Source organism: Pseudomonas maumuensis, assembly GCF_019139675.1.
GTDB lineage: Bacteria > Pseudomonadota > Gammaproteobacteria > Pseudomonadales > Pseudomonadaceae > Aquipseudomonas > Aquipseudomonas maumuensis.
Map to the genome: position 1 here is coordinate 1,376,479 of NZ_CP077077.1, position 26,192 is coordinate 1,402,670.

Genomic DNA, 26,192 nt, shown 5'->3' on the forward strand with positions numbered 1-26,192 from the left:
CTCCGGTCAATTTTCCCCCTCCTCGCATTGGTTACCTTGCACCCATCGGATGACGGCACATCAAGGGAGGAGCCGACATGTTCTTCGACAACGTGGTTATCGCCGGGGTGGTAACAGTCGGGTTGATGTTGGCCTTCTTCGCCGGTCTGGGCATTTTCATCTGGAAGGACTCGAAAAAGCGCAACCAGCGCTGATCCTTCCCGATACACGAGCACGCAAGGCATTTAGGGCGACTTCGGTCGCCCATTTTTTTGCCCGCTCGAAACGCCAGTCCTAACAGGGACCGTGAGTCTTCGCTGGGGCTCTGTGCGAGCCCGCTGCCACATCATTTCTCAGCGACGTTGGCCTTTCCCTGGCGGGTTTCGATTTCGCCGATCAGGCGTTTGGCCAACGCCGGGTAGTTCTCGTCGAAGTGATGTCCGCCGGGTAGCTTCATGCGTTCACCCACTGCGGTCTTATCCGTGCAGCCACTCTCGTCGGTCTCTTCGACGCCATAGATGCACACCACTTTGGATGCCGGCAGCCTGGCCATTTCCGGCCCGGTCGGGGCCTCTTGCCCTTCCTTGCCCAGCCAGCCCTCGACCTCGATCTCAAAACTGCCGCTGCGGGCAAATGCGAGCAGGATCACCGCATCGATGCGCTTCTGGTCGTCCGCGGAAAGGCGGTTATAGATAGCTGGCAGTACATCGGCACCGAACGAATAGCCGGTCAGCACGAAGCGCTTGGTGCCCCATTTCTGACGATAGTGCTGCATCAGTTCGGACAGGTCGGTGGCGCTCTGTTCCGGGGTCTTGTGCTGCCAGTAGTAGCGCAGGGTATCGATGCCGACCACCGGGTAGCCAAGCTTGGCCATCTCGCCGGCCACATCGCGGTCCAGATCGCGCCAGCCACCGTCGCCGGAAAGGAACAGGGTGACGGTGTCGGTGGTCTGCCCGGCCGGGACTTCCACCACCGGGATGGCCAGGGCGTTGCCATCATGACCGACCAGGGCCTGGGTCAACTGCGCCTTGAGTACCTGGGGCAGGTGGATGTCGTAGTCGGCGATGCTGGTCTCGGCGTTGGCCTGGTCGCGCACGAAGGCGGCGCTGGCGTCATCCGGGTTGTCGTTCCAGGCCACATTCCAGTGGCCATGGGCGGCGGACTTGGGCAGGGCGGCCTGGCAGCCGGGCTGCTCGACGGTGAAATCCACCGAGATGGCTCGCGCCTTGTCATCGCCTTGCGCGGCCAGCCAGCGCCAGGCCTGGGCGGCGCCTGGGCCGATACCGGCAACCAGGGTCGGTTTGTCGGCCAGTCGAGTCAGGGCCTGGTCCATCGCGGCCTGCTGTTTGGCGCAATCGGCCGGCGGCAGGACCACCTGCACCAGCTGGGCCTCGCCGGCCTGGCTCAGGTCGAGCAGTTGCTTGTCGGTCAGGGCTTGGTCCTGGGGCACGCCGATGGCCACCCGGGCCTTGGCATGCACGCCGGGAGTGGCGCGGGTCAGGGCGCTGCCGTCGTCGAGCGTGAGGTGCTCCAGACGTGCCTCGGGGGCCGGGCGGGTCCACAGCCAGAAGGCCGCGCCACCGGCCAGCACGGCGAGCAACAGGGGAATCAGTACGTACAGCCAATAGCGTCGGATCATCAACGTTTCACCAATCCAGTCAGGCCACCAGCGATCAGGGCGGCGGTGTCAGCCAGTGCCACCAGCGGGTCGAGCCCGGCCGGCACGGCCATGTAGCGGGGTTCCCAGTCCGGCTGGAACTTGTCCTTGAAGCGCCGCAGGCCCTGGAAGTTGTAGAGCTGCTCGCCGCGCTGGAACACCATTGATCCCAGGCGCTGGGTCAAAGGGGCGCCACGCCGCGGCTGCAAGCCGGAAAGCGGGACCATTCCCAGGCTGAAGCGGCCATAGTCGTGGCTTTTGTAGTGCAGGATCAGACCGACCATCATGAACTCCATGGTCAGCTTCGGCGCTTCTGGATGCGCGCGCATCAGGTCGAGGCTGGCCAGCTCGTTGCTGTGGGTCTCCAGCAGGTTGGCGAAGGCCACCGGACGGCCCTGGAAGCGGATCAGCGCGATACGGAAATGCTGCAGGTATTCGGGGCTGAAGCGGCCGAGGGAGAAGCCTTTTTCGCGCACGTTCTTGCCGCTGAGCCAAGCGTCGGAGATCTCCTTGAGTGCCTCCAGCGGAGCGTGACCAGGCTCATGGATCTCCAGGGCCAGGCCGTCGCGGCCGCCGCGGTTCCAGGTGTAGCGCAGGTCCTTCATTTCCTTGCCCTTGGCATCGATATTGAAGCGGCGCAGGTCGACCCGCGCTTCCTCGCCGAGCTTGATCGCGGTCAGGCCGATGTCCATGTAGAACGGCAGGTTCTCCGCACGCACCTGGTAGAACACCGGGCGCGCATGGTGCAGGTCGCACAGGTCGCGGAACTGCCAGATCATTTCGGCGCGTTCCTGCGCTGGGCCGATCGGGTCGTACAGGGCCACCAGGCTGCGGCCGCGGCGGGCATACATCAGGAAGGCGTTGTCGCGAGGGTGGAACAGCAACGCTTTGTCGCCGGTCAGGGCCAGGCCGCCATCAGGCTGGTCGGAGGCGAGCAGGATGCGGTTGGCGCGCTGCAGTTCTTCTTCGCTGGGCAGGTGGATCACTGGCCGGGCGGTGCGTAGCAGCCAGGTCAGGGCGACGATCACCAGCAGCACGGCGCTGCCCAGCGCGGCCCGCAAGGCCCGCGGCGCATCGGCATCGAGGGTGAACTGCCACCACAGTTTATGGGTGTAGGGCACGTCCTGGTAGGCGAACAGCAGCAGCCACACCGAGGCGCCGACCACGCAGGCGCTGGCCACCAGATAGACCGGCGAGAACGGCAGCTCCAGCAGGCGGCTGGGGCGGTAGAACGAGCGGCGGAACAGGGCGAGCAGGGCAGCGGTGAAGCACATCAGGCTGGCTTCTTCCCAGTCGAAGCCCTTGAGCAGCGACAGCACCGCGCCCACCAGCAGCAACACGGTGGTCAACAGCCAGGCGGCCGACAGGCGCCGACGCAGACCCTGGGCGAGCAGCAGGCAGAGAACGCCGATCAGGCTGGCGCCGAAGTGTGAGGCATCGATCAGGCGGTGCGGGATCAGGAAGCCCATGTGCTCCAGACGGCTGTCGATCTCCGGGGTAGCGCCGGAGAACAACAACACCACGCCGGAGAGGAATACCAAGATCGCCAGTACCGGCGCTGCCAGGCCCGAGGCTGCGCGGATCGCCTGCTGGGCGACCATCAGCCGGCGGGCTTCGTTGGCCAGCAGCAGTACGCAGGCCACCAGCAACGGCAGCACCACGTAGATCAGCCGGTACAGCAGCAGGGCGGCCGCCAGTGGCGCCGCGCCCAGCTGGTTGGCGAAGGCGGCCAGCAGGATCGCCTCGAACACCCCGACGCCACCCGGCACATGGCTGAGCACCCCGGCGGCGAGGGCGAGCAGGTAGACCAGCACGAACGCGCCAAAGGGCGGGGCTTCGGGTAGCAGCAAATAAAGCACAGTGGCGGCGGCGGCGACATCCAGGGCGGTGATCAGCAGTTGCAACGCAGTCAGGCGCGCGCCTGGCAGGCGCAGGGTGCGGCGGCCGAACTGCACCAGCAGGTTGTCGGCCAGCGGCTGTTCAGGCAGGCGACGGCGGTACAGGCCCATGACCAGGGCTACCGCCGCGACCAGCACGGCGATGGCGATACCGCCCAGCAGCGGCGCAGGCAAGCGCAGCGCCGTTGCCGCTGCCGGCAGGTCGCTCAAGGTGGCCAGTGCCGCCAGCGGCGGCAGCGCGCAGCCCAGCGAAAGGCTGGCGAACACCGTCATGCGCGCGACCTCTGCGGCGCCCAAACCTTGACGGGCATAGAGGCGATAACGCACCGAGCCACCCGACAGCATCGACAGGCCTATCGCGTTGCCAATGGCGAAGGCGCTGAAGCCCCCGAGCACCAGGGTGCGGCGAGGCAGTTGCACGGCGGCATAGCGGCTGGCCGACCATTCGTAACCGAGCAGGATCACGAAGCCGACCAACGTGGCCAGCAGCGCGCCGAGCAGCGACTGGGTCGGTACGCTGAGCATCGCATCATGCAGGGCGTAGATATCCAGTTCGCTCAACAGATGGCGGCAGGCAATCAGGCCCATGGCGAACAGCAGCAATGTCAGCGCCAATCCCAGCGGCTGACGGTATTTGCTCAGGCGTTCCAGCCAGGGCAGGCGCTGCGCCGCCGCCGGCAAGGCCGTGGTCAACGGTGCCTGGGGCTCGGGAGTGGGGGCGGTCATGGAGTGCCTCGTGCGCAACGCGCGAGGTGAAGGCAAGGTGCGGCCAAGTGAAAGTCCCTTTGGAAAAACGTATCCGAATATTACTCCGCGCCGGCGGCTTAATCTGTTTCAGGATAGTTAAAGATAGTTCATTCAGCCGTCTGCAAGGGCTGGAACCAGGGCTTGGCGAGGAGGAATCGAAAGGGTAGGGGCTGAATGCAACAAGCCCCGCACTGTCTTGCGACAGGCGGGGCTTGTTCTGACGAATATGGTTGCGGGAGCCGGATTTGAACCGACGACCTTCGGGTTATGAGCCCGACGAGCTACCAGGCTGCTCCATCCCGCGTCAGAGGGGCGCATTCTACGTATTTGCCATGGCTTGTCAAGGCTTGATATGGCATTGGCTGCGATTGGAAAAACAGAGGTCAATAAAAAAGGCCACTGCGTGAACAGTGGCCTTTTCTTGAATCTGGTTGCGGGAGCCGGATTTGAACCGACGACCTTCGGGTTATGAGCCCGACGAGCTACCAGGCTGCTCCATCCCGCGCCTGTTGGGTCGAATTCTACGGATTTCCCAACCGCTGTCAAGCGTTACTGCTTGATTTTTCGTAGGTTTTTCCTTCGGGGTAAATATAGACGCAATAAAAAAGGCCACTGTATGAACAGTGGCCTTTTCTTGAATCTGGTTGCGGGAGCCGGATTTGAACCGACGACCTTCGGGTTATGAGCCCGACGAGCTACCAGGCTGCTCCATCCCGCGCCTGTGAGATCGAATTCTACGGATTTTCCTTTGCCTGTCAAGCATTTCCTCAAGAAAATCCTTTTTCGTTCAAACCCTTAGCGTGCCAGATCGCGCCGCAGCTCAGTGCCGACGGGGCTTGCAGGCCGATTGTCCAGTCCAGGCTGTCTCGTCCGTTGGCCATGCGCTAATATCTGTATGAATTTACAGTAGTGGCTGTCGTCCATGTCCTTGCGCAAGATCATCCACATTGATTGTGACTGCTTCTACGCCGCCATCGAGATGCGCGATGACCCGCGCCTGGTCGGTCGCCCCATGGCCGTGGGTGGACAGCCAGGTCAGCGTGGCGTGATCGCCACCTGTAACTACGAGGCGCGCGCCTATGGCGTGCGTTCGGCGATGGCATCGGGGCATGCCATGAAGCTGTGCCCCGACCTGGAAATCGTCAAGCCGCGTTTCGAGGCTTACCGTGAGGCGTCCCGCGAGATTCATGCGATCTTTCGCGACTACACCGAGCTGATCGAACCGCTGTCGCTGGACGAGGCTTACCTGGATGTCAGTGACAGCCAATGGTTTGCCGGCAGCGCGACGCGCATTGCCGAGGACATTCGCCGTCGGGTCGCCCAGCAACTGCATATCACGGTGTCCGCAGGCGTGGCACCGAACAAGTTCCTGGCCAAGATCGCCAGCGATTGGCGCAAGCCCAATGGGTTGTTCGTCATCACCCCGGACCAAGTGGAGGAGTTCGTCGCGGCTTTGCCGGTTGCCCGCTTGCATGGCGTGGGCAAGGTGACGGCGGATAAGCTTTCGCGATTGGGGATCGATACTTGCCTGTCATTGCGCGACTGGTCGAGGCTGGCGCTGGTGCGCGAATTTGGCAGCTTCGGCGAGCGCTTGTGGGGGCTGGCGCGAGGGATCGACGAGCGTGCGGTGCACAATGACAGTCGGCGGCAGTCGGTCAGCGTCGAGAACACCTACGACCAGGACTTGCCTGACCTGAGCAGTTGCCTGGAAAAGCTGCCTGACCTGCTCGCCAGCCTGAATGAGCGGATTGCGCGCATGGATAGCAGCTATCGGCCCGACAAGCCTTTCGTCAAGGTCAAGTTCCATGACTTCAGCCAGACCACGCTGGAGCAGGCGGGGGCGGGGCGAGACCTGGAGAGCTACAGGCAGTTGCTCAGCCAGGCGTTTGCCCGAGGTGGCAAGCCGGTACGGTTGCTGGGGGTAGGGGTGAGGCTGCGGGACCTGCGTGGGGCGCTTGAACAGTTGGAGTTGTTTCGGGACTTATAAAGAAGAAGGGGCCGCATAAGCGGCCCCTTTCGTTTTACTGCATGCCCGGATCGGCAACCAGCCGCCCGGTGGCCTTGGTCAGTGCCTGCAGAAACTCCTGCTGCAGCTCCGGGTCGTTGCGCGTCAGTTCGATCAGGCTCTGTTCGAGTTCGCTGGCTTCTTCTTCAAGGCCCAGTTCCGACAGGCGCTTGACCCGATGTACCCACTGGCCGACATCGTCGTCCTCGAGGTCATCGAAGATCAGCTCATGGGCCTCGAGCAGCTTGCCGCGCAGGTTACCGCTGACCAGCAGGCTGGCATCGCCTCGTACCTGGTTTTCCTCATCCACCACCTGCAGGTGCAAGGTGCCAATATGGTTGAGGTTCTGCTCGGAGAACGGGCTGTCGAGCAGGTTCAGGCGCAGTACGCCATGTTTGTCAGTGGTCAGCTCGTGGGTCATCTTGCCGGCCTTGACCTCGACCAGGCGCTCGTTCCACGGCAGGCTGATGGACTCTTCGCGCTTGCCCTTCTCGACCTCGTCGATGCCCGCCAGGTTCTGCTGGGCACGGCCGTTGGACGGTACGTTCATGAACGGGTTGACGCCCGCCACGCCATAGCTCAGCCAGTCGTGAGTGACGCTGTCCGGCAGGTTGCCCAAGGTGAACACGTTGGCCACGTTGGCGCCGATGCCCGCCACCACGGCCACCGCGCCCAGCGGGATCTCGTAGATCTCCCGCCAGGGTTGGTAGGGGGTGTAGCGGTCGTAGCGGCGGGTCACTTCGAACTCGGTGACTTCGAAACGCTTGAGCTCATGAATGCGCACGCGCCGCTGCGGAAGCTCCATCACCTTCGGCTCGCCGACATCGATCTGCAGACTGTGCTCGAGCAGTTTGCGCTCGACGCGCTCCTCATGGTCGCTGCGCTGGGACATCTGGTTGGCGCAGCCGCCGAGGAGCAGGGCGCCGCACAGTGCGGCACCCCCCAGGGTGTAGGTACTTCGCTTGGACATGGTCACTCGCGTAACGGGTTATCAGCGGCGGATGCGGGCCTGCAGGAAGGTCAGCACTTCATTGAGCGGCAGTGCCTGGGCCTCCGACTCGGTGCGGTGCTTGTACTCCAGGTTGCCATCGGCCAGGCCGCGGTCGCTGACGACGATGCGGTGTGGGATGCCGATCAGCTCCATGTCGGCGAACTTGATGCCGGGGCTGGTTTTCTTGTCGCGGTCGTCCAGCAGGACTTCGAAACCTGCGGCGGTCAGTTCGGCGTAGAGCTTGTCGGTAGCCTCACGGACCACATCGGTTTCGTAGCGCAGCGGCACCAGGGCGATCTGGAACGGGGCCAGGGCGTCGTTCCAGATGATGCCCTTGTCGTCGTGGTTCTGCTCGATGGCGGCGGCGACCACGCGGGACACGCCGATGCCGTAGCAGCCCATCGACAGCACGACGGGTTTGCCGTTCTCACCCAGCACCTGGCACTTGAGTGCTTCGCTGTATTTGGTGCCGAGCTGGAAGATGTGGCCGACTTCGATGCCGCGCTTGATCACCAGCGTACCCTGGCCGTCCGGGCTCGGGTCGCCCTCGACCACGTTGCGCAGGTCGGCGACCTGTGGAACCGGCAGGTCGCGTTCCCAGTTGACGCCGAAGTAGTGCTTGTCGTCGATGTTGGCGCCGATGCCGAAGTCGCTCATCAGGGCGACCGAGCGGTCGATGATGCACTCCAGCGGCAGGTTCAGCGGGCCCAGGGAACCGGCGCCGGCACCGATGGCGGCGCGCAGCTCGGCGTCGCTGGCCATCACCAGCGGGTCGGCGACCTGCTCCAGCTTGGTGGCCTTGATTTCGTTGAGCTCGTGGTCGCCACGGACGATCAGCGCGACCAGCTTGCCTTCCTCGGCACCATGCACGATCAGGGTCTTGACGGTCTTCTCGATCGCCAAGCCGAAGTTTTCCACCAGTTGTGCGATGGTCTTGGCGTCCGGGGTATCGACCAGGCGCAGCTCTTCGGTCGGCGCCGGGCGCACGGTTTCGCGCGGAATGGCCTCGGCCTTCTCGATGTTGGCGGCGTAATCGGAGCTGTCGCTGAAGATCACGTCGTCCTCGCCGGAAGAGGCGAGCACGTGGAATTCGTGGGAGTAGCTGCCGCCGATCGAACCGGTATCGGCCTGCACCGGACGGAAGTCCAGGCCCAGGCGGGTGAAGATGTTGGAGTACGCCAGGTGCATGCGGTCGTAGGTTTCCTGCAGGGAAGCCTGGTCGGCATGGAAGGAGTAGGCGTCCTTCATGATGAATTCGCGGCCGCGCATAAGGCCGAAGCGCGGACGGATCTCGTCGCGGAACTTGGTCTGGATCTGGAACATGTTCAGCGGCAGTTGCTTGTAGCTGGACAGCTCGTTGCGCGCCAGGTCGGTGATGACCTCTTCGTGGGTCGGGCCGACGCAGAATTCGCGCTGGTGGCGGTCTTTCAGGCGCAGCAGCTCGGGGCCGTACTGCTCCCAGCGGCCGGATTCCTGCCACAGTTCAGCCGGCTGGATGCTCGGCATCAGCACCTCAAGGGCACCGGCGGCGGTCATTTCCTCGCGCACCACGGCTTCGACCTTGCGCATTACCCGCAGGCCCATCGGCAGCCAGGTGTACAGGCCGGAGGCCAGTTTGCGGATCATGCCGGCGCGCAGCATGAGCTGGTGGCTGATGACCACTGCATCGGCCGGGGTTTCTTTCTGGGTGGCGAGCAAATATTGACTGGTGCGCATGGTGGGCCGTGTCGATTGCCTGAATGTGAAATGACCCCGCATTGTACGGGGGCGGAACGAAAGCGTACAGAATGCAGCAGTCAGGCTTTTCTGTCAGCCAGGAAAAAGCCCGGCGATTGCCGGGCTTCTTCATATGCAGAGCGATGCAAGCACAGGCTTACAGGATGCTCAGCGGGTACTCGACGATCAGGCGCAGTTCGTCCAGCGACGGAGAACCGTAGTAGACACCGTCGGCGGAGCGGTAGGTGGCTTGGCGCACACGGAAGCTCAGATCCTTGGCAGGTCCTTCCTGCAGTACGTACTTGATGTCGATATCGCGTTCCCATTCCTTGCCGTTGGTGGTGCCGGCAACGTTGGCATCGCTACCGCGAGCGTAGCGAGTCATGAAGGTCAGGCCCGGGATGCCGTACTCGGCAAAGTTCAAGTCGTAGCGGGCTTGCCAGGATTTCTCGTCTTCGGCGTTGAAGTCGGAGCGAGCAATCGAGTTGGCCAGGAACACTGTGCCGCCGCCGTCGATGCCGTAAGCGTAGTCGCCATCGCCGGTGACCTTCTGGTAGGCGAGGGTGAAGGTGTGCGCGCCTACGTTATAGGCGGCCGAGAGGCTGAAGGCCCGGTTGTCGAGCTTGTCGCCATCGAACGCTTTGACGTTGGCGGCACCGCTGCTCTTGGTGTCGTAGATGTTGAAGTCGAATACCAAGCCTTGTTTATCGGACAGCGGTACTGCCCAGTTCACGTTGGCGTAGTATTTGCGCCAGTAGTCTTCGACCTTGGAGTAGTAGAGGCTGGTGCTCAGTCCGTCAGTGATGGCGTAAGTGCCGCCGAAGATGTTCGCCTCGGTCAGGCCGCCGTTCTTGATACCCGCATCGTTGCGACCGCGGATACTGTCCTTGTAGCTCTGGGCTTGTGCGTCGAGGCGGGTGAAATGCCCCGCGTTGAGCTCAAGGCCCTCGATTTCCTTGCTGGTCAGCAGGAAACCTTCGGCGGCTTCAGGCAACAGACGGCTGTCATCAGTGGCGAAGACTGGCAGCGCAGTGAACTGGCCGCCGAATTTCAGCACGGTGTTGGAGATGCGGGCTTTTACTGCGCCGTAGCCCTTGGAGTAGTTATCTTCCGGGCGGCCTTCGGAGTCGACCGGGAACAAGCCGGTGTTGGTAGTGCCGCGGCCACCATCAAGCTTGATGCCCAGCAGGCCGATGGCGTCGACGCCAACGCCGACGGTGCCTTGGGTGAAGCCGGACTCGAAGGTGCCGATGAAGCCTTGACCCCACTCGGCTTGACGGCTCTGACGTGCGCCGGTGTCCGGATCACGGTCGTCATTGCGGCGGTCGCGACTGAAATACAGGTTGCGCATTTTCACGTTCAGCTTGCTGTCGTCGACGAAACCCTTGGACTCGTCTTGCGACGAGGCGACAGCCAGCTGCGAAGTCCCTGCCGCTACGGCCAGGGCGATCATGCTCCACTTCATCACGCGCATCGTGATTTGCTCCTTTGGTTTTTAGGAAGAGTACCGCCGCACCCAAGTGTTTTAGTTATAGGGCCGGCTCTTTCTTGTTATGTCGGCGAAAATGTATATCACGCTGACTATTCTTGGCGATATGGGCAGAACAACCTTTCGGTAACTTTATGGCCATGTCGCTGTCAGTTGTCTCCATGTCGCAAATCACGCCTGTCATATAAAGGCGTACAACGCCAGCGCTGTCTCGAAACCGTCATTTTTGTATAAATACAAAGTACGGCTTGTGAAACTCCCTGGTTTATCCGATGCCGCTGTTGTTATTTGTCGCGTTCACCCGGCAATGCAGGGGTCGTGCCGACTTGGCGTGAAACGAATGCAACAAGCGTGCTCAAAATTGCGAACGGTTGATGAAATTTTCACATTCACCCCGGAAGGGGTTGGAAAACCTCCGCAAACATGGGCTGCGACCGGTTTGGCGGTGGCTCACGGTCATGCTTTGGGTTCGCGTGTGAAGCTGCCTTCCAAGTCAAGGTGTTACCGACGATTGTTTATCCTGGCTGTTTTATGTGACGGATGTGGGGTGGCGTTCTGACGAGCGGCATCATTTTGGTGCGAAAAGTAGCGGAGTGTTACCGAGGCGGGGCGTTGATGTTGTCATTCGCGTGCTACACACGGCTCGCCCGGTGTCGGCGGATGTGGTGAAGGCCGAAGCGGAGTATCCTTGCGCACCTGTGCCCGACCGATTGGAAGGGCTGTATCGCTAGTAAGGAGGTTTGCCGTGTTCACCCTCGATTCACGCCTGCAGGAAGATTCCCTGGTACTGGGCGACCTGCCGCTGTGCCGCCTGCTGCTGAGCAAGGATGCCAACTATCCGTGGTTCATTCTGGTGCCGCGTCGCGCCGATATCACCGAAGTGTTCGAACTCGAGGACGCGGACCAGCAGCAGTTGTGGGTCGAGACGGGTGCCCTGGCCGAGGCGTTGAAGGATGCCTTCGCCGCCGACAAGATGAACGTCGCGGCTTTGGGCAATGTGGTCAGCCAGCTGCACATGCATGTGATCGTGCGCCATCGCGGCGATGCAGCCTGGCCCGCCCCGGTTTGGGGCAAGGTAGCGGCCATCGGCTACACCCAGGAACAGCTCGACGTTATTCGCCAGCAAGTGCGCGCGCTACTGGGCGAGAGCTTCAAGGAGGCTTGAGGATGTCGCAGGAACTGGAAATGCGCATGATCGAGCTGGAGACCCGCCAGGCCTTTCAGGATGACAGCTTGCAGGCGCTCAATGATGTGATTGTCGAACAGAGTCGAGTGATCGAGCGCTTGCAATTGCAGATGGCGGAGCTGATCAAGCGCTATGAGGAAATGGCCGGCCAGCAGGGCGGCGGAGAAGAGGAAGCGCCGCCGCCTCACTATTGAGACGGCGGCGACAAAGGTTCAGCGGCGCGCGACGGCGACTACGTCTTCGGCCTGCAGGCCTTTGTCGCGATGCATCACCGAGAACTCCACGCGCTGGCCTTCGACCAGCACCCGGTGGCCTTCGCCGCGGATGGCGCGAAAATGCACGAAGATATCGTCACCGGAATCGCGGGAGATGAAACCGAAGCCCTTGGAGGTGTTGAACCACTTAACGGTACCGGTATCGCGCTGGCCGGCGTCCTGCGGATTGCCTTGGCTGGCGCGGGCCTTTCGCGTGCCGCGAACGAAGCCGGCTACCAGGTGCAGCACGCTGGCGAGGACGGCGCAGGCCAGTGCTGGCAGGTTGCCAAGCTCTGGGCGAGCGAGCAGGGTGAGGATCTGCAGTACCACGGCCACGACCAGCAGGATGCTGGCGGCGTGTTGCAGCTGCTGGCGCATGCCTTTGTAGTATTGCGGCAGTACGGGGGCGATCACCAGGTTAAGCAGGCCGAGCAGCGCCAGGTAGACAGCCTCGGGTTGTTGCAGGAAGGGTGTCGCGTCAGTTTTCAGGGTGGGTATGAGCGATAGCAGCAAAGCCGCCACGCCCGTCACCAGATGGACGATCTTGAACATTGGGTTTGGCTCACGTTGATAAGGCCGATCACAGGATGAGCTGGTCGCACGGTGCGCGTGAACGGTAGGCGCGAAAACGTGGCGGTCCAGCCTATGCACCCGGCACTGACAATCCGCACGGGTGGCACGCTGCCTATTTAACAGCAAAGGCGGGGGCTTCTCAAACCGATTGGCGCCGGCGGCTGTCCATGCTGCCTTGTGCCGCATGCGCCGACAGGCAACTCTTGTTAGAGTGTTTGCTGCCCGCTTGATGATCAAGCCTTATGGAAAGGGGAGCTTCATGGCAATCGATATCGGTATCAGTGAAGAAGATCGCAAGTCCATCGTCGATGGATTGTCCCGCCTGTTGTCGGATACTTATGTGCTGTATCTGAAAACCCATAACTTCCATTGGAACGTCACCGGTCCGTCGTTCCGTACCTTGCACCTGATGTTCGAGGAGCAATACAACGAACTGGCGCTGGCGGTCGACTCGATTGCCGAGCGTATACGTGCTCTCGGCTTCCCTGCGCCGGGCTCCTATGCTTTCTATGCCCGCCATTCATCGATCAAGGAAGAGGAAGGCGTGCCGCCTGCCGAGGAAATGATCCGCCAGCTTGTGCAGGGGCAGGAGGCTGTGGTGCGTACCGCCCGCAGTATCTTCCCGGTGGTGGACAAGGTCAGCGACGAGCCGACCGCCGACCTGCTGACCCAGCGCATGCAGGTGCATGAGAAAACGGCGTGGATGCTTCGGGTTCTGCTCGACGGCAACTGATTACCGCTTGACCCCAATAAAACCGGGCCCGACACCTTCAGTGGTGGCGGGCTCGCGTGTTTGCGGGGAAGGCTTTGCCGCTGCTATCCGTAAGGTCGGTTGGCGCTTCATGAGGCACGAGGATCCGTTCGCACGGCGAATGGCGGAGTGGTTTCGTGTTGATGGAGCGGTGCGGTGGACAACCCGATGCGCGGTGGTGACGGTAATGCAAGGAGCAGGCAGGGCGCGGGCAGTCCCCGCATCGATCCGTTCAGGCGGGATTTCGACATGGCGCAGGCGGGGCCTGTGTCGCGCTCGGTAAGGCTTAACGGTTTTGCCACCTGTCTGCGTCTGGAGGTGGTGTATTGGCGCATCCTGGAGCGCATCGCCCAGGCCAATCGCTGTTCGGTGAGCGCGGTGCTTTCCTATGTGGACCGCGAGGTACATCTGCGCCATGGTGGGGTGAGGAATTTCAGCGGGCTGGTCCGGGTGATCTGCGTCGCCTGGTTGCAGGATGCGCGGGACATGCACTGATCGCCGGGCTGCACAGCACTCCTTAACCATATATAATCCCGCTCTTTGCTGCCTTGGGCAGCGTGCGATGTGGTTGACGAGAGACACCCATGCCCCTTTACGACTATCAATGTGCATCCTGCGAACACCGCATGGAGGTGTTGCAGAAGATCAGTGCCGCGCCGCTGACCGATTGCCCGGCGTGCCAGGCTCCGGCATTGAAGAAGCAACTGTCGGTCCCCGGCTTTCGCCTGAGCGGCAACGGCTGGTACGAGACCGATTTCAAGACCGGGGCGAAAAAGAATCTGGCAGGCGGCGACAAGGCCGACTGAGTTGAATTGCACCGACCAGGTCTTGCAGTATTAGCCCCTTGGGCGGCCAAGACCTCCACCGAACATACGAATCACGAGAAGCGAAACCACGACCATGATGCGCAGCCATTATTGCGGCCAACTGAACGAGTCCCTGGACGGCCAGGAAGTCACCCTTTGCGGCTGGGTCCATCGTCGCCGCGACCACGGCGGGGTGATTTTCCTCGATATCCGTGACCGCGAAGGCATGGCCCAGGTCGTGTTCGACCCGGATCGCGCCGAAACCTTCGCCGCCGCCGACCGCGTGCGCAGCGAATACGTCGTGCAGATCACCGGCAAGGTACGCAAGCGCCCGGATGGCGCAGTGAACGCCAACATGGCCTCCGGCGCCATCGAGATCCTCGGTTACCAGCTGACCGTGCTCAACGAAGCGGAGACCCCGCCGTTCCCGCTGAACGAATACTCCGACGTGGGCGAAGAAACCCGCCTGCGCTACCGCTTCATCGACCTGCGTCGCCCGGAAATGGCCGACAAGCTGCGCCTGCGTTCGCGCATCACCAGCAGCATCCGTCGCTTCCTCGACGAGAACGGCTTCCTCGACGTCGAGACGCCGATCCTCACCCGTGCCACTCCTGAAGGCGCGCGTGACTACCTGGTGCCGAGCCGCACCCACGCCGGCAGCTTCTTCGCCCTGCCGCAGTCGCCGCAGCTGTTCAAGCAACTGCTGATGGTCGCCGGCTTCGACCGCTACTACCAGATCGCCAAGTGCTTCCGCGACGAAGACCTGCGTGCCGACCGCCAGCCGGAATTCACCCAGATCGACATCGAGACCAGCTTCCTCGACGAGTCCGAGATCATGGGCCTCACCGAGAGCATGATCCGCAAACTGTTCAAGGAAGTGCTGGACCTGGAGTTCGGTGAGTTCCCGCACATGACCTTCGAAGAATCCATGCGCCGCTACGGTTCCGACAAGCCGGACCTGCGTATTCCGCTGGAACTGGTCGACGTCGCCGACCAACTGAAGGATGTCGACTTCAAGGTCTTCGCCGGCCCCGCCAACGATCCGAAGTGCCGCGTCACCGCCCTGCGCCTGCCGGGCGGCGCCAGCATGCCGCGCAGCAAGATCGACGAGTACACCAAGTTCGTCGGCATCTACGGTGCCAAGGGCCTGGCCTACATCAAGGTCAACGAGCGTGCCAAGGGTGTCGAGGGGTTGCAGTCGCCGATCGTCAAGAACATTCCCGAGGCCAACCTCAACAACATCCTCGATCGCGTAGGCGCCGTGGATGGCGACATCGTGTTCTTCGGTGCCGACAAGTTCAAGATCGTCAGCGAAGCCTTGGGCGCGCTGCGTATTCGCCTGGGCCACGACTTCGAGCTGCTGACCTGCCAGTGGGCGCCGATGTGGGTCGTCGACTTCCCGATGTTCGAAGAGAACGAAGACGGCAGCTTCACCGCGCTGCACCACCCGTTCACCGCGCCGAAGTGCTCTCCCGAGGAGCTGGAGGCCAACCCGGCCACCGCGTTGTCGCGTGCCTACGATATGGTGCTCAACGGCACCGAGCTGGGTGGTGGTTCGATCCGTATCCACCGCAAAGAGATGCAACAGGCGGTCTTCCGTCTGCTGGGCATCGAGGCGGCGGAACAGGAAGAGAAATTCGGCTTCCTGCTCGACGCCCTGAAGTTCGGTGCGCCGCCTCACGGTGGCCTGGCCTTCGGTCTGGACCGCCTGGTCATGCTGATGACTGGCGCCCAGTCGATCCGTGAAGTGATCGCCTTCCCGAAAACCCAGAGCGCCGCGTGCGTCATGACCCAGGCCCCGGGCCTGGTCGACGCCAAGGCCCTGCGCGAGCTGCACATCCGTCTGCGCGAGCAGACCAAGGTCGAGTAACCTCGACCACGGGCGCACTTGTTGCGCCCATGTATTCACGCGTTCCGCCCTTCGGGGCGGAACCTGTTTCTGTTTCAAGGATTTGGAGTCGTTATGGCCGGTCATTCCAAGTGGGCGAACATCAAGCACCGCAAAGAACGCCAGGATGCCAAGAGAGGCAAGATCTTCACCAAATGGATCCGCGAACTGACCGTCGCTGCCAAGCAAGGTGGTGGTGATCCGGCGTCCAACCCGCGCCTGCGCCTGGCGCTGGACAGGGCCCTGGGTGCCAACATGAGCCGCGACATCATCGACCGCGCCGTGGCCCGCGGTGCCGGCACCAACGAAAGCGACAACGTCGAAGAGCTCAGCTACGAGGGTTACGGCCCGGGCGGCGTGGCGATCATGGTCGAAGCCATGACCGACAACCGCAACCGAACTGCCGCGGCCGTGCGGCATGCCTTCACCAAGTGCGGCGGCAACCTCGGTACCGACGGTTCGGTGGCCTACCTGTTCGAGCGCAAGGGGCAGATCAGCTTCGCTGCCGAGCTGAAGGTGGACGAGGATGCGCTGATGGAAGCCGCGATGGAGGCCGATGCCGACGATGTGGTGGTCAACGACGACGGCTCCTTTGACGTGTTCACCTCGTTCAACAGCTTCTATGCCGTGCGCAACGCCCTGGAAGAGGCCGGCTTCAAGGCGTCCGACGCCGAGATCGTGATGCAGCCGACCACCAGCGCCGAGCTGGACCAGGACGGCGCGGAGAAGGTGCTCAAGCTGATCGACATGCTCGAGGATCTGGATGACGTGCAGAACGTCTACTCCAACGCACAGATCTCTGATGAGATCATGGAAACGCTGGGCTGATCGTTTCGTCTATCGGCTGTAGCGCGGGGCAAGCCCGCTCCCACAAGGCCTGCGCCAGATTGCGGTGTAGTCTTTGTGGGAGCGGGCTTGTCCCGCGATAAGGCCGGAAAATTCGCACACCTTTATAGGCGCTATGACTCTCATTCTTGGTATCGACCCCGGCTCGCGCATCACCGGTTTTGGCGTGGTCCGCCAGACTGCCCGTGGCTGCGAGTACGTGGCGTCGGGCTGTATACGCACTGGCGGCGGTGAGCTGCATGAGCGTCTGCAGATCGTCTTTCGCGGTGTCAGCGAGATCATCCGCCAGCATGAGCCGGTGACCATGGGCATCGAGCGGGTGTTCATGGCGCGCAACGCCGATTCGGCGCTCAAGCTTGGCCAGGCCCGGGGGGCGGCCATCGTCGCCGCGGCCGAGGCGGGCCTTGAGATCGCCGAATACACCGCCAGCCAGGTCAAACAGGCCGTGGCCGGCACCGGCGGCGCCAACAAGGAGCAGGTGATGATGATGGTCATGCACCTGCTCAAGCTGACCCAAAAACCGCAGATCGACGCCTCCGACGCCCTGGCCATCGCCTTGTGCCATGCCCATACCCGCTCCAGTCTCATCCCCCACGGGTTGGCGACGGCGCGGCGTCGTGGTGGACGCTTGCGTCTGTAACCGCTTCATGCGGTGATACACATTTTGTCCGGGTGGCGCACTCACCCGGCGGTTTTGCTGATAGGGTGGACCGGTTTTCGGCCGGCGCCCGAGAGGAAGGATCGGAACGTGATTGGACGTTTGCGTGGCACCCTGGCGGAAAAACAGCCGCCGCACTTGATTATCGACGTCAACGGCCTGGGCTATGAGCTCGAAGTGCCGATGACCACGCTGTACCGCCTGCCCAAGCTGGGCGAGACCGTGACCTTGCACACCCATCTGGTGGTGCGTGAAGACGCCCACCTGCTGTACGGCTTCTTCGAAAAACGTGAGCGCGAGCTGTTCCGTGAGCTGATCCGCCTCAATGGCGTTGGCCCGAAACTGGCGCTGGCGCTGATGTCGGGGCTCGAGGCCGATGAGCTGGTGCGTTGCGTCCAGGCCCAGGATGCCTCGGCCCTGGTGCGTGTGCCCGGTGTCGGCAAGAAGACCGCCGAGCGCCTTCTGGTCGAGCTCAAGGATCGCTTCAAGGCCTGGGAAACCTCGCCGGCCATGTTCGCCCTGGTGTCCGACGGCCCGGTGCCAGTGGCCAGCGTCTCCAACGCCGAGGCCGATGCGGTCAGCGCCCTGGTGTCGCTGGGCTACAAGCCGCAGGAAGCCAGCAAGGCGATCGCCGCCATCGAGGGCAAGGCCAACCTCAGCAGTGAGGAACTGATCCGTCGCAGCCTCAAAGGGATGATTACCAAGTGATCGAGACCGACCGCCTGATCGCCGCCTCCGGACGCGACCGCGAAGAGGTCCAGGATCGTGCGATCCGCCCGCTGAGCCTGGACGAGTACATCGGCCAGCCGGTGGTGCGCGAGCAGATGTCGCTGTTCATCCAGGCCGCGCGTGGGCGCAGCGAGTCGCTCGATCACACCCTGATCTTCGGTCCGCCGGGCCTGGGCAAGACCACGTTGGCCAACATCATCGCCCATGAGATGGGCGTGTCGGTCAAGAGCACGTCCGGCCCGATTCTCGAACGGCCCGGCGACCTGGCGGCGATGCTGACCAATCTCGAGCCGCATGACGTGCTGTTCATCGACGAGATCCACCGCTTATCGCCGGTGGTCGAGGAAGTGCTCTATCCGGCGATGGAGGATTTCCAGCTGGACATCATGATCGGCGAGGGCCCGGCCGCGCGCTCGATCAAGCTCGACCTGCCGCCGTTCACCCTGGTCGGCGCCACCACCCGCGCCGGCATGCTGACCAACCCGCTGCGTGATCGCTTCGGTATCGTCCAGCGCCTGGAGTTCTACAGCGACAGAGACCTGGCGACCATCGTCAGCCGTTCGGCCGGCATCCTCGGCTTGCCCATGGACGACAAGGGCGCATTCGAGATCGCCCGCCGGGCGCGTGGCACGCCGCGGATCGCCAATCGCCTGCTGCGGCGGGTACGCGACTTTGCCGAAGTCCGTGGCAAGGGTGAGATCACCAAGGCGGTCGCGGACATGGCGCTGAACCTGCTGGATGTCGACGAGCGTGGCTTCGATCACTCCGACCGGCGTCTGCTGCTGACCATGATCGAGAAGTTCGACGGTGGTCCGGTGGGGCTCGACAATATTGCCGCGGCGATCGGCGAGGAGCGCCACACCATCGAGGACGTGCTCGAGCCCTATCTCATCCAGCAGGGCTATATCATGCGTACCCCGCGGGGCCGTGTGGTCACCCGGCACGCCTACCTGCATTTTGGCCTGAACATCCCCGGGCGCTTCTGCGAGGGTGGGGAATATGCAGCGCAAGACGACGAATGACAGATCGAATCGGCATTTTCGTGGTCCTACCGCTGGCATGCCCTGGGCTCGCTGGCAATACGACATTATCGATGCAAAAACAGTTGTTGCCGTGGATTGGCAAGCACAGGAGTAAGCACTAGAGTATGCGCGCGCAAAATGGGCTGGAACCGTTCGCACACCGCTGTCGCGTCTATTACGAGGATACCGACGCCGGTGGCGTGGTGTATTACGTCAACTACCTCAAATTCATGGAGCGCGCGCGCACCGAGCGGCTGCGTCACCTGGGGTTCTCCCAGGCCCAGCTGGCGCAGGACAACCTGTTGTTCGTGGTCCATTCCAGCGAGGCGCGCTATCACGCGCCGGCCCGCTTGGACGACGAGTTGCGGGTAACCGCGCAAGTACTTGAATTGAATCGTGCCAGCCTGCGCTTCGTGCAGCAGGTGTGGCGAGCAAAGGATGAAGTGCTGCTCTGCGAGGGGCAGTTCCTGGTGGCCGCCGTGCGCGCCGACACTTTCAAACCCCGGGCCATTCCCCCAGAACTGCGCGACGCCTTCCTGGCGGACGGCACGGGTACTCAATCGAACGCAGGAGAATAAGCGTGGAAGCAAACGTCGTCGACCATACCTCCATGTGGAGCCTGGTCGCCAATGCCAGTGTCGTGGTTCAGCTGGTAATGCTGACCCTCGTGGCAGCCTCGGTGACCTCTTGGATCATGATCTTCCAGCGCAGCACCATGCTGCGCGCCGGTCGTCGTGCACTGGACGCTTTCGAAGAGCGCTTCTGGTCGGGCATCGACCTGTCCAAGCTGTACCGCCAGGCGGGCAGCAACCCGGACCCGGACTCGGGTGTCGAGCAGGTCTTCCGTGCCGGCTTCAAGGAATTCTCGCGCCTGCGCCAGCAACCAGGTGTCGATCCGGACGCGGTCATGGAAGGGGTAGGGCGTGCCATGCGCGTGGCCATCTCCCGCGAGGAAGAAAAGCTCGAGCAGAGCCTGCCGTTCCTGGCCACCGTCGGTTCCACCAGCCCGTACATCGGTCTGTTCGGTACCGTATGGGGCATCATGAACTCCTTCCGTGGCCTGGCCAGCGCCCAGCAAGCCACCCTGGCCACCGTAGCACCGGGCATTGCCGAAGCACTGATCGCCACGGCGATCGGCCTGTTCGCCGCGATCCCGGCCGTTATCGCCTACAACCGTTTTGCCGCGCGCAGTGAAGTGCTGATCGGGCGCTACTACACGTTCGCCGACGAGTTCCAGGCGATCCTGCACCGCAAAGTACACACCAGCGAAGAGTGATCAGGTAGAAACCCATGGCCCGAGTTCGCCACAAACGCAAGCCGGTCGCCGAGATGAACGTGGTGCCCTACATCGACGTGATGCTGGTGCTACTGGTTATCTTCATGGTGACCGCCCCGATGCTCAACCAGGGCGTGAAGGTGGACCTGCCCAAGGTTTCCAGCGAAGCCCTGCCGCAGGACAACAACGTCCAAGTCCTGACCATCTCGATCAAGGCCGACAAGACCTACTATTGGAACCTCGGCAGTGAAGTCGACACCGACAAGCAGATGGACAAGGCCATGACCTTGCCGGAAATGACCAGCGCGGTGACCAAGATCATCGCCGCCGGTCGTGACCAGGGCAAGCAGACCCAGGTCTTCATCCGTGGCGACAAGGCTGTCGACTACGGTGCGGTGATGGGCGCCATGGGCGGGTTGCAGAAGGCCGGTGTCGGTAACGTTGGCCTGATTACCGAGGCGCCCTGATGCAACAGCGAGAGCCATCCGCCTCGGAAAGCTACTTCTGGCCCAGTGTCTGGGCCATTGCACTGCACGTGCTGGTGTTCGGCATGCTGTTCGTCAGCTTTGCCATGACGCCCGAGCTGCCGCCCTCCAAGCCTATCGTCCAGGCCACGCTGTACCAGCTCAAGTCCAAGAGCCAGGCGACCACCCAGACCAATCAGAAGATTGCCGGGGAGGCCAAGAAGACCGCTTCGCGCCAGACCGAGGTCGAGCAGTTGGAGCAGAAGAAGGTCGAGCAGGAGGCCGTGAAGGCCGCGGAACAAAAGAAAGCCGACGCCGCTCAAAAGGCCGAGGAGGCTCGCGAAGCCGCCGAGGCGAAGAAAGCCGAAGACGCCGCCAAGGCTGCCGAGCAGAAGAAAGCCGCCGAGGCCAAGAAAGCCGAGGAAGCGAAGAAGGCCGCTGAAAAGCAACAGGCCGATATCGCCAAGAAGAAGGCTGAGGACGAGGCCAAGAAGAAGGCCGAGGAAGAAGCCAAGAAACAGGCCGCGGAAGAGGCGAAGAAGAAAGCCGCCGAAGACGCGAAGAAAAAAGCAGCCGAGGACGCCAAGAAGAAAGCGGCGGCCGAGGATGCGAAGAAGAAGGCAGCTGAAGAGGCCAAGAAAAAGGCCGCGGCAGACGCCCAGAAGAAAAAGGCACAGGAAGCGGCCCGCAAGGCGGCGGAAGACAAGAAGGCCCAGGCACTCGCCGAGCTGTTGTCCGACACCACCGAGCGGCAGCAGGCGCTGGCCGACGAGCAGGGTGACCAGGTAGCCGGCGACTTCGACGACCTGATTCGCATGCGCGCGGCCGAAGGTTGGGCGCGTCCGCCATCCGCGCGCAAGGGCATGACGGTAGTTCTGCAGATCAACATGCTGCCGGACGGCACCCTCACCAATGTGAGTGTGGCCAAATCCAGTGGCGACGGTCCGTTCGACAGCTCGGCCGTGGCCGCGGTGAAGAACATTGGTCGGTTGACCGAAATGCAGGGCTTGAAGCCGAACGAGTTCAATCCGTATCGTTCATTCAAGATGACATTTACACCTGAGGATCTAGCGTTGTGATTAAACGTCTGAGAGGACTCCTGGTCTTGCTCTGCTGCGTGGCAGGCATGGCGATGGCAGAGGAAAAGAACATCCTGGTCACCAGCGGTAGCGACCGGGCAACTCCCATTGCGGTAGTGCCGTTCGGTGTCCAGGGCGGCAGCGTGCTGCCGGAAGACATGGCCGATATCATCGGCAACGACCTGCGCAACTCCGGCTACTACGCGCCGATCCCGCGGCAGAACATGATCAGCCAGCCAAGCCAGGCCAGCGAAGTGATCTTCCGTGACTGGAAAGCGCTGGGCGCCCAGTACGTCATGGTCGGCAGCATCGTGCCGGCCGGTGGTCGCCTGCAGGTGCAGTACGCCCTGTTCAACGTTGCCACCGAGCAGCAGGTGTTGACCGGCAGCGTGGCCGGCGGCGTCGACCAGCTGCGCGACATGTCGCACTACATCGCCGACCAGTCGTTCGAGAAGCTCACCGGCATCAAGGGTGCGTTCTCCACTCGCATGCTGTACGTGACCGCCGAGCGCTTCTCGACCAACAACACCCGTTACACCCTGCAGCGTTCGGACTACGACGGTGCCCGTGCAGTAACCCTGCTGCAGTCGCGTGAACCGATCCTGTCGCCGCGTTTCGCGCCGGATGGCAAGCGTATCGCCTATGTCTCGTTCGAGCAGAAGCGCCCGCGCATCTTCATCCAGCACATCGATACCGGTCGCCGCGAGCAGATCACCAACTTCGAAGGCCTGAACGGCGCGCCTGCCTGGTCGCCTGACGGTTCGCGCCTGGCGTTCGTGCTGTCGAAAGACGGCAACCCGGACATCTATGTAATGAACGTGGCTTCGCGCCAGATCACCCGTGTCACCGCCGGCCCAGGTATCAATACCGAGCCGTTCTGGGGCAAGGATGGCAACACCCTGTACTTCACCTCCGACCGTGGCGGCAAGCCGCAGATCTACAAGCAGTCGGTCGGTGGCGGTGGTGCCGAGCGCGTGACGTTCGTGGGCAACTACAACGCCAACCCGAAACTGTCGGCGGATGAAAAGACCCTGGTGATGATCCATCGCCAGCAGGGTTTCACCAACTTCAAGGTGGCCGCGCAGGACCTGCAACGTGGAAGTGTAAAGATTCTCTCCGAGACCAGTCTTGATGAGTCTCCCACTGTTGCGCCAAACGGCACCATGCTAATCTACGCCACCCGCCAGCAGGGCCGGGGAGTCTTGATGCTCGTGTCGCTTAACGGCCGCGTGAGGCTCCCACTTCCTACCGCTCAAGGCGAAGTCAGAGAACCGTCCTGGTCCCCTTACCTGAACTGATTGCGGCGTAACACGTTTTGCTTAACACACTGGGGTTTCATTAGGAGTTTCACGATGGAAATGCTGAAGTTTGGTAAATTCGCTGCGCTGGCTCTGGCCATGGCTGTAGCTGTAGGTTGCTCCTCGAAAGGCGGCGACAACGCTGGTGAAGGCGCTGTTGATCCGAACGCTGGCTACGGTGCCAACACTGGCGCTGTTGACGGTTCCCTGAGCGAAGAAGCCGCCCTGCGCGCAATCACCACCTTCTACTTCGAATATGACAGCTCGGACCTGAAGCCAGAAGCCATGCGCGCTCTGGACGTTCACGCCAAGGACCTGAAGTCCAACGGCAACCGCGTTGTCCTGGAAGGCAACACCGACGAGCGCGGCACCCGCGAGTACAACATGGCTCTGGGTGAGCGTCGTGCCAAGGCCGTTCAGCGCTACCTGGTTCTGCAGGGCGTTTCCCCTGCTCAGCTGGAACTGGTTTCCTACGGCGAAGAGCGTCCAGTTGCCACCGGCAACGACGAGCAGTCCTGGGCTCAGAACCGTCGCGTAGAACTGCGTAAGTAAGTTCCTATGCGTATGTGCCGTCGTGCTGTAACCGTCCTCGCACTCAGCCTGCCCCTTTCGGCGTGGGCTGCGGTTCCCGTAGTAGATGACAACGCGGGTGGCTATCCACCCGCGGGTTATGGCACGAGCGGCGCCTATGCCGGAGCAGGGGCTTCGGCCCCTGCTTCTGCAAATGGCCAGCTGTTCATGCAGCTGCAGCAGATGCAGGACCAAATTTCCCGCCAGCAAGGCATCATCGAAGAGCTGCAGAACGATGTGTCGCGCATGAAGCAGGAAAACCTCGAGCGCTACCAGGATCTCGACCGCCGCATCAGCAGCGGTGCCGCGCCTGCCGCGACTCCAGACAATTCTTCCACCGGTGGCGCGAGCAGCGCAGCCACGGGTGCGGCCGCCGGCGCCAATGCCGCGCAGCCACCGGCCGCGAGCAGCGAGCCGGGCGATCCGGCGAAAGAGAAGCTGTATTACGACGCCGCTTTCGACCTGATCAAGCAGAAGGACTTCGACAAGGCCAGCCAGGCCTTCAACGCCTTCCTGCGCAAGTACCCCAACAGCCAGTACGCCGGCAATGCCCAGTACTGGCTCGGCGAGGTCAACCTGGCCAAGGGCGACCTGCAAGGCGCCAGCCAGGCGTTCGCCGAGGTCGGCCAGAAGTACCCGAAACACAGCAAGGTGCCGGATTCGCTGTACAAGCTGGCCGATGTCGAGCGCCGCATGGGCCACACCGACAAGGTCAAGGGTATCCTGCAGCAGGTCATCACCCAGTACCCCGGCACTTCCGCCGCGCAACTGGCGCAACGCGACCTGCAAAAGCTCTGAACGACCCGTTGAAGAAGAAACCCGCGCTTGTCGCGGGTTTTTTCGTTAGAATCACGGCCCTTTTTTCGTAAACACGCTGCTGCGGATAACGCTTTGTCGAGTCCGCGACAGTGCCTGACGGAGGCGGACAGCCTGTTCAGCTGTCACGCCCGTGGCGATCATGCAAGACACATTACGCATCACCGAAGTGTTTTACTCGTTGCAGGGTGAAACGCGAACGGCCGGGCTGCCCACGGTTTTCGTGCGCCTGACCGGTTGCCCCCTGCGCTGCCAGTACTGCGACAGTGCCTATGCCTTCAGTGGCGGCACTATTCGCACCCTCGACTCCATCCTCGAGCAGGTGGCCGGCTTCAAGCCGCGCTACGTCTGCGTGACTGGTGGCGAGCCTCTGGCCCAGCCCAATGCGCTGCCTCTGCTGCAGCGCCTGTGCGATGCCGGTTACGACGTGTCGCTGGAAACCAGTGGCGCTCTCGACATCAGTGGCGTCGACACCCGGGTCAGCCGCGTGGTCGACCTCAAGACCCCAGGCTCCGAGGAGTCTCACCGCAATCGCTACGAGAACATCGAGCTGCTGACCGGCAACGACCAGGTCAAGTTCGTCATCTGTTCCCGCGAGGACTACGATTGGGCGGTTTCCAAGCTGATCCAGTACAACCTGGCCGAGCGCGCCGGTGAAGTGCTGTTCTCGCCCAGCCATCATCAGGTGAGCGCCACCGACCTGGCCGACTGGATCGTCGCCGACAACCTGCCCGTGCGTTTCCAGCTGCAGCTGCACAAGCTGCTGTGGAACGACGAACCCGGACGTTGAGGAGAAAGACATGACTGACAAACGCGCGGTAATCCTACTGTCCGGTGGCCTGGATTCGGCCACCGTGGTCGCCATGGCCAAGGCCGACGGCTACCAGTGCTACACCATGAGCTTCGATTATGGCCAGCGCCATCGCGCCGAGCTCAACGCCGCGGCGCGGGTGGCCCGTGATCTGGGCGTGGTCGAGCACAAGGTGATCGGCCTGAACCTCGATGGCATCGGTGGCTCGGCCCTGACCGACAGCAGCATCGATGTGCCCGAGGCGCCGAGCGAGGGGATTCCGGTCACCTACGTGCCGGCTCGCAACACCGTGTTCCTGTCCCTGGCGCTGGGCTGGGCGGAGGTGCTCGAGGCCCGTGACATCTTCATCGGCGTCAACGCCGTGGACTACTCTGGCTACCCGGACTGCCGCCCGGAGTTCGTCGAGGCCTTCGAGCGCATGGCCAACCTGGCTACCAAAGCCGGCGTGGAAGGGCAGGGTTTCCGTATCCAGGCGCCGCTGCAGAACCTGAGCAAGGCGCAGATCGTCCAGGCTGGCATCGCTCGTGGCGTGGACTACAGCCTGACCGTCTCCTGCTATCAGGCCGATGATGACGGGCGTGCTTGCGGCAAGTGCGACAGCTGCCGCCTGCGCGCCGATGGGTTCAAGGCTGCCGGTGTAGAAGACCCCACTCGGTATTTTTAAAAAAATTTTGCGATGGGGT

General features: G+C 62.5%; 27 protein-coding genes and 3 tRNA genes. 21 read left to right on the forward strand and 9 right to left on the reverse strand.

Annotation, left to right across the window (positions count from 1 at the left end):
* Window positions 1–77 precede the first annotated feature (77 nt).
* Window positions 78–194, forward strand: coding sequence for a cytochrome c oxidase subunit CcoM (ccoM, locus tag KSS90_RS25705; protein ID WP_023629476.1), 117 nt, complete (start codon window positions 78–80; stop codon window positions 192–194).
* Between the two features lie 131 nt (window positions 195–325).
* On the opposite strand, the gene KSS90_RS06365 is transcribed toward ccoM, so the two are convergent.
* From KSS90_RS06365 to KSS90_RS06385, 5 genes are all read right to left on the reverse strand, one after another.
* Complete coding sequence (locus KSS90_RS06365; RefSeq protein ID WP_217868649.1) at window positions 326–1,618, reverse strand: virulence factor family protein; 1,293 nt, start codon at window positions 1,616–1,618, stop codon at window positions 326–328.
* The gene (mprF, locus tag KSS90_RS06370; protein ID WP_217868650.1) at window positions 1,618–4,260 is read right to left on the reverse strand and encodes a bifunctional lysylphosphatidylglycerol flippase/synthetase MprF; all 2,643 of its coding nucleotides are present in this window, start codon (window positions 4,258–4,260) and stop codon (window positions 1,618–1,620) included. The genes KSS90_RS06365 and mprF overlap by 1 nt, the downstream gene beginning before the upstream one ends.
* Before the next feature lie 248 nt (window positions 4,261–4,508).
* Window positions 4,509–4,585 (reverse strand) — tRNA-Met (locus tag KSS90_RS06375).
* Window positions 4,586–4,709: 124 nt separating this feature from the next.
* Window positions 4,710–4,786 (reverse strand) — tRNA-Met (locus tag KSS90_RS06380).
* Window positions 4,787–4,922: 136 nt separating this feature from the next.
* Window positions 4,923–4,999, reverse strand: a tRNA-Met gene (locus tag KSS90_RS06385).
* Window positions 5,000–5,209: 210 nt separating this feature from the next.
* On the opposite strand from KSS90_RS06385, the gene dinB reads away from it, so the two are divergent.
* Entirely contained in the window at window positions 5,210–6,268 is a 1,059-nt protein-coding gene (gene dinB / locus KSS90_RS06390) for a DNA polymerase IV (protein WP_217869746.1), read from the forward strand.
* 34 nt (window positions 6,269–6,302) lie between these two features.
* On the opposite strand, the gene KSS90_RS06395 is transcribed toward dinB, so the two are convergent.
* The 3 genes from KSS90_RS06395 to KSS90_RS06405 all read right to left on the reverse strand — a co-directional run bounded on the left by KSS90_RS06395 (window position 6,303) and on the right by KSS90_RS06405 (window position 10,467).
* Entirely contained in the window at window positions 6,303–7,256 is a 954-nt protein-coding gene (locus KSS90_RS06395; protein WP_217868652.1) for a hypothetical protein, read from the reverse strand.
* Window positions 7,257–7,277: 21 nt separating this feature from the next.
* On the reverse strand, window positions 7,278–8,993 hold the full coding sequence (locus KSS90_RS06400) for a proline--tRNA ligase (RefSeq protein WP_217868653.1): 1,716 nt from the start codon (window positions 8,991–8,993) through the stop codon (window positions 7,278–7,280).
* A gap of 157 nt (window positions 8,994–9,150) precedes the next feature.
* Entirely contained in the window at window positions 9,151–10,467 is a 1,317-nt protein-coding gene (locus tag KSS90_RS06405; protein WP_217868654.1) for an OprD family porin, read from the reverse strand.
* A 760-nt stretch (window positions 10,468–11,227) separates the two neighbouring features.
* Here KSS90_RS06405 and KSS90_RS06410 point away from each other — a divergent pair.
* Complete coding sequence (locus KSS90_RS06410; RefSeq protein WP_217868656.1) at window positions 11,228–11,647, forward strand: HIT family protein; 420 nt, start codon at window positions 11,228–11,230, stop codon at window positions 11,645–11,647.
* A 2-nt stretch (window positions 11,648–11,649) separates the two neighbouring features.
* Entirely contained in the window at window positions 11,650–11,862 is a 213-nt protein-coding gene (locus KSS90_RS06415; protein WP_046856768.1) for a SlyX family protein, read from the forward strand.
* A gap of 18 nt (window positions 11,863–11,880) precedes the next feature.
* Here KSS90_RS06415 and KSS90_RS25710 read toward each other — a convergent pair whose 3' ends face one another.
* A complete protein-coding gene (locus tag KSS90_RS25710; protein WP_302467766.1) occupies window positions 11,881–12,474 on the reverse strand; it encodes a cold shock domain-containing protein in 594 nt (197 codons plus the stop codon).
* A 280-nt stretch (window positions 12,475–12,754) separates the two neighbouring features.
* Here KSS90_RS25710 and KSS90_RS06425 point away from each other — a divergent pair, with 280 nt between their 5' ends.
* The 17 genes from KSS90_RS06425 (at window position 12,755) to queC (ending at window position 26,173) form a co-directional block, all read left to right on the forward strand.
* Complete coding sequence (locus KSS90_RS06425) at window positions 12,755–13,228, forward strand: Dps family protein (RefSeq protein WP_028690591.1); 474 nt, start codon at window positions 12,755–12,757, stop codon at window positions 13,226–13,228.
* Window positions 13,229–13,414: 186 nt separating this feature from the next.
* Window positions 13,415–13,741 carry a ribbon-helix-helix domain-containing protein gene (locus tag KSS90_RS06430; protein ID WP_217869748.1) on the forward strand — a complete coding sequence of 109 codons (327 nt, stop codon included), beginning with the start codon at window positions 13,415–13,417 and terminating at the stop codon, window positions 13,739–13,741.
* Between the two features lie 89 nt (window positions 13,742–13,830).
* Window positions 13,831–14,052 carry an FmdB family zinc ribbon protein gene (locus KSS90_RS06435; RefSeq protein WP_046856766.1) on the forward strand — a complete coding sequence of 74 codons (222 nt, stop codon included), beginning with the start codon at window positions 13,831–13,833 and terminating at the stop codon, window positions 14,050–14,052.
* Between the two features lie 94 nt (window positions 14,053–14,146).
* Entirely contained in the window at window positions 14,147–15,922 is a 1,776-nt protein-coding gene (gene aspS, locus KSS90_RS06440) for an aspartate--tRNA ligase (RefSeq protein WP_217868657.1), read from the forward strand.
* A gap of 93 nt (window positions 15,923–16,015) precedes the next feature.
* Window positions 16,016–16,768: a YebC/PmpR family DNA-binding transcriptional regulator gene (locus tag KSS90_RS06445; RefSeq protein WP_217868659.1), complete on the forward strand. Its 753-nt coding sequence runs from the start codon at window positions 16,016–16,018 to the stop codon at window positions 16,766–16,768.
* Between the two features lie 133 nt (window positions 16,769–16,901).
* The gene (ruvC, locus tag KSS90_RS06450) at window positions 16,902–17,426 is read left to right on the forward strand and encodes a crossover junction endodeoxyribonuclease RuvC (RefSeq protein ID WP_023628699.1); all 525 of its coding nucleotides are present in this window, start codon (window positions 16,902–16,904) and stop codon (window positions 17,424–17,426) included.
* A 108-nt stretch (window positions 17,427–17,534) separates the two neighbouring features.
* Window positions 17,535–18,152, forward strand: a complete 618-nt coding sequence (gene ruvA / locus KSS90_RS06455) for a Holliday junction branch migration protein RuvA (protein ID WP_046856764.1) — start codon at window positions 17,535–17,537, stop codon at window positions 18,150–18,152.
* Window positions 18,149–19,195 (forward strand): Holliday junction branch migration DNA helicase RuvB, encoded by a 1,047-nt coding sequence (gene ruvB / locus KSS90_RS06460; protein WP_023628697.1) that lies wholly within the window; start codon window positions 18,149–18,151, stop codon window positions 19,193–19,195. The genes ruvA and ruvB overlap by 4 nt, the downstream gene beginning before the upstream one ends.
* Window positions 19,196–19,320: 125 nt before the next feature.
* Window positions 19,321–19,773: a tol-pal system-associated acyl-CoA thioesterase gene (gene ybgC, locus KSS90_RS06465; protein WP_023628696.1), complete on the forward strand. Its 453-nt coding sequence runs from the start codon at window positions 19,321–19,323 to the stop codon at window positions 19,771–19,773.
* A 2-nt stretch (window positions 19,774–19,775) separates the two neighbouring features.
* Window positions 19,776–20,471: a protein TolQ gene (tolQ, locus tag KSS90_RS06470; protein ID WP_023628695.1), complete on the forward strand. Its 696-nt coding sequence runs from the start codon at window positions 19,776–19,778 to the stop codon at window positions 20,469–20,471.
* A gap of 14 nt (window positions 20,472–20,485) precedes the next feature.
* Window positions 20,486–20,938 (forward strand): protein TolR, encoded by a 453-nt coding sequence (gene tolR, locus KSS90_RS06475; protein ID WP_023628694.1) that lies wholly within the window; start codon window positions 20,486–20,488, stop codon window positions 20,936–20,938.
* A complete protein-coding gene (gene tolA, locus KSS90_RS06480) occupies window positions 20,938–22,014 on the forward strand; it encodes a cell envelope integrity protein TolA (protein ID WP_046856762.1) in 1,077 nt (358 codons plus the stop codon). The genes tolR and tolA overlap by 1 nt, the downstream gene beginning before the upstream one ends.
* A gap of 47 nt (window positions 22,015–22,061) precedes the next feature.
* A complete protein-coding gene (tolB, locus tag KSS90_RS06485) occupies window positions 22,062–23,312 on the forward strand; it encodes a Tol-Pal system beta propeller repeat protein TolB (protein WP_046856761.1) in 1,251 nt (416 codons plus the stop codon).
* 54 nt (window positions 23,313–23,366) lie between these two features.
* Window positions 23,367–23,864 carry a peptidoglycan-associated lipoprotein Pal gene (gene pal / locus KSS90_RS06490; protein WP_008090230.1) on the forward strand — a complete coding sequence of 166 codons (498 nt, stop codon included), beginning with the start codon at window positions 23,367–23,369 and terminating at the stop codon, window positions 23,862–23,864.
* A gap of 6 nt (window positions 23,865–23,870) precedes the next feature.
* On the forward strand, window positions 23,871–24,680 hold the full coding sequence (gene ybgF / locus KSS90_RS06495; RefSeq protein WP_217868661.1) for a tol-pal system protein YbgF: 810 nt from the start codon (window positions 23,871–23,873) through the stop codon (window positions 24,678–24,680).
* A gap of 160 nt (window positions 24,681–24,840) precedes the next feature.
* Window positions 24,841–25,488, forward strand: coding sequence for a 7-carboxy-7-deazaguanine synthase QueE (queE, locus tag KSS90_RS06500; RefSeq protein ID WP_050704519.1), 648 nt, complete (start codon window positions 24,841–24,843; stop codon window positions 25,486–25,488).
* Between the two features lie 10 nt (window positions 25,489–25,498).
* Complete coding sequence (gene queC, locus KSS90_RS06505; protein WP_050704481.1) at window positions 25,499–26,173, forward strand: 7-cyano-7-deazaguanine synthase QueC; 675 nt, start codon at window positions 25,499–25,501, stop codon at window positions 26,171–26,173.
* Window positions 26,174–26,192 lie beyond the last annotated feature (19 nt).

Excerpts from the sequence above, each read along its gene's own strand:
- ccoM (WP_023629476.1), top strand. The coding sequence starts at position 78 with ATGTTCTTCGACAACGTGGTTATCGCCGGGGTGGTAACAGTCGGGTTG.
- KSS90_RS06365 (WP_217868649.1), bottom strand. The coding sequence starts at position 1,618 with ATGATCCGACGCTATTGGCTGTACGTACTGATTCCCCTGTTGCTCGCC.
- mprF (WP_217868650.1), bottom strand. The coding sequence starts at position 4,260 with ATGACCGCCCCCACTCCCGAGCCCCAGGCACCGTTGACCACGGCCTTG.
- KSS90_RS06395 (WP_217868652.1), bottom strand. The coding sequence starts at position 7,256 with ATGTCCAAGCGAAGTACCTACACCCTGGGGGGTGCCGCACTGTGCGGC.
- KSS90_RS06400 (WP_217868653.1), bottom strand. The coding sequence starts at position 8,993 with ATGCGCACCAGTCAATATTTGCTCGCCACCCAGAAAGAAACCCCGGCC.
- KSS90_RS06405 (WP_217868654.1), bottom strand. The coding sequence starts at position 10,467 with ATGCGCGTGATGAAGTGGAGCATGATCGCCCTGGCCGTAGCGGCAGGG.
- KSS90_RS06415 (WP_046856768.1), top strand. The coding sequence starts at position 11,650 with ATGTCGCAGGAACTGGAAATGCGCATGATCGAGCTGGAGACCCGCCAG.
- KSS90_RS25710 (WP_302467766.1), bottom strand. The coding sequence starts at position 12,474 with ATGTTCAAGATCGTCCATCTGGTGACGGGCGTGGCGGCTTTGCTGCTA.
- KSS90_RS06425 (WP_028690591.1), top strand. The coding sequence starts at position 12,755 with ATGGCAATCGATATCGGTATCAGTGAAGAAGATCGCAAGTCCATCGTC.
- KSS90_RS06430 (WP_217869748.1), top strand. The coding sequence starts at position 13,415 with ATGCGCGGTGGTGACGGTAATGCAAGGAGCAGGCAGGGCGCGGGCAGT.
- KSS90_RS06435 (WP_046856766.1), top strand. The coding sequence starts at position 13,831 with ATGCCCCTTTACGACTATCAATGTGCATCCTGCGAACACCGCATGGAG.
- aspS (WP_217868657.1), top strand. The coding sequence starts at position 14,147 with ATGATGCGCAGCCATTATTGCGGCCAACTGAACGAGTCCCTGGACGGC.
- KSS90_RS06445 (WP_217868659.1), top strand. The coding sequence starts at position 16,016 with ATGGCCGGTCATTCCAAGTGGGCGAACATCAAGCACCGCAAAGAACGC.
- ruvC (WP_023628699.1), top strand. The coding sequence starts at position 16,902 with ATGACTCTCATTCTTGGTATCGACCCCGGCTCGCGCATCACCGGTTTT.
- ybgC (WP_023628696.1), top strand. The coding sequence starts at position 19,321 with ATGCGCGCGCAAAATGGGCTGGAACCGTTCGCACACCGCTGTCGCGTC.
- tolR (WP_023628694.1), top strand. The coding sequence starts at position 20,486 with ATGGCCCGAGTTCGCCACAAACGCAAGCCGGTCGCCGAGATGAACGTG.
- tolA (WP_046856762.1), top strand. The coding sequence starts at position 20,938 with ATGCAACAGCGAGAGCCATCCGCCTCGGAAAGCTACTTCTGGCCCAGT.
- tolB (WP_046856761.1), top strand. The coding sequence starts at position 22,062 with ATGGCGATGGCAGAGGAAAAGAACATCCTGGTCACCAGCGGTAGCGAC.
- pal (WP_008090230.1), top strand. The coding sequence starts at position 23,367 with ATGGAAATGCTGAAGTTTGGTAAATTCGCTGCGCTGGCTCTGGCCATG.
- ybgF (WP_217868661.1), top strand. The coding sequence starts at position 23,871 with ATGCGTATGTGCCGTCGTGCTGTAACCGTCCTCGCACTCAGCCTGCCC.
- queE (WP_050704519.1), top strand. The coding sequence starts at position 24,841 with ATGCAAGACACATTACGCATCACCGAAGTGTTTTACTCGTTGCAGGGT.
- queC (WP_050704481.1), top strand. The coding sequence starts at position 25,499 with ATGACTGACAAACGCGCGGTAATCCTACTGTCCGGTGGCCTGGATTCG.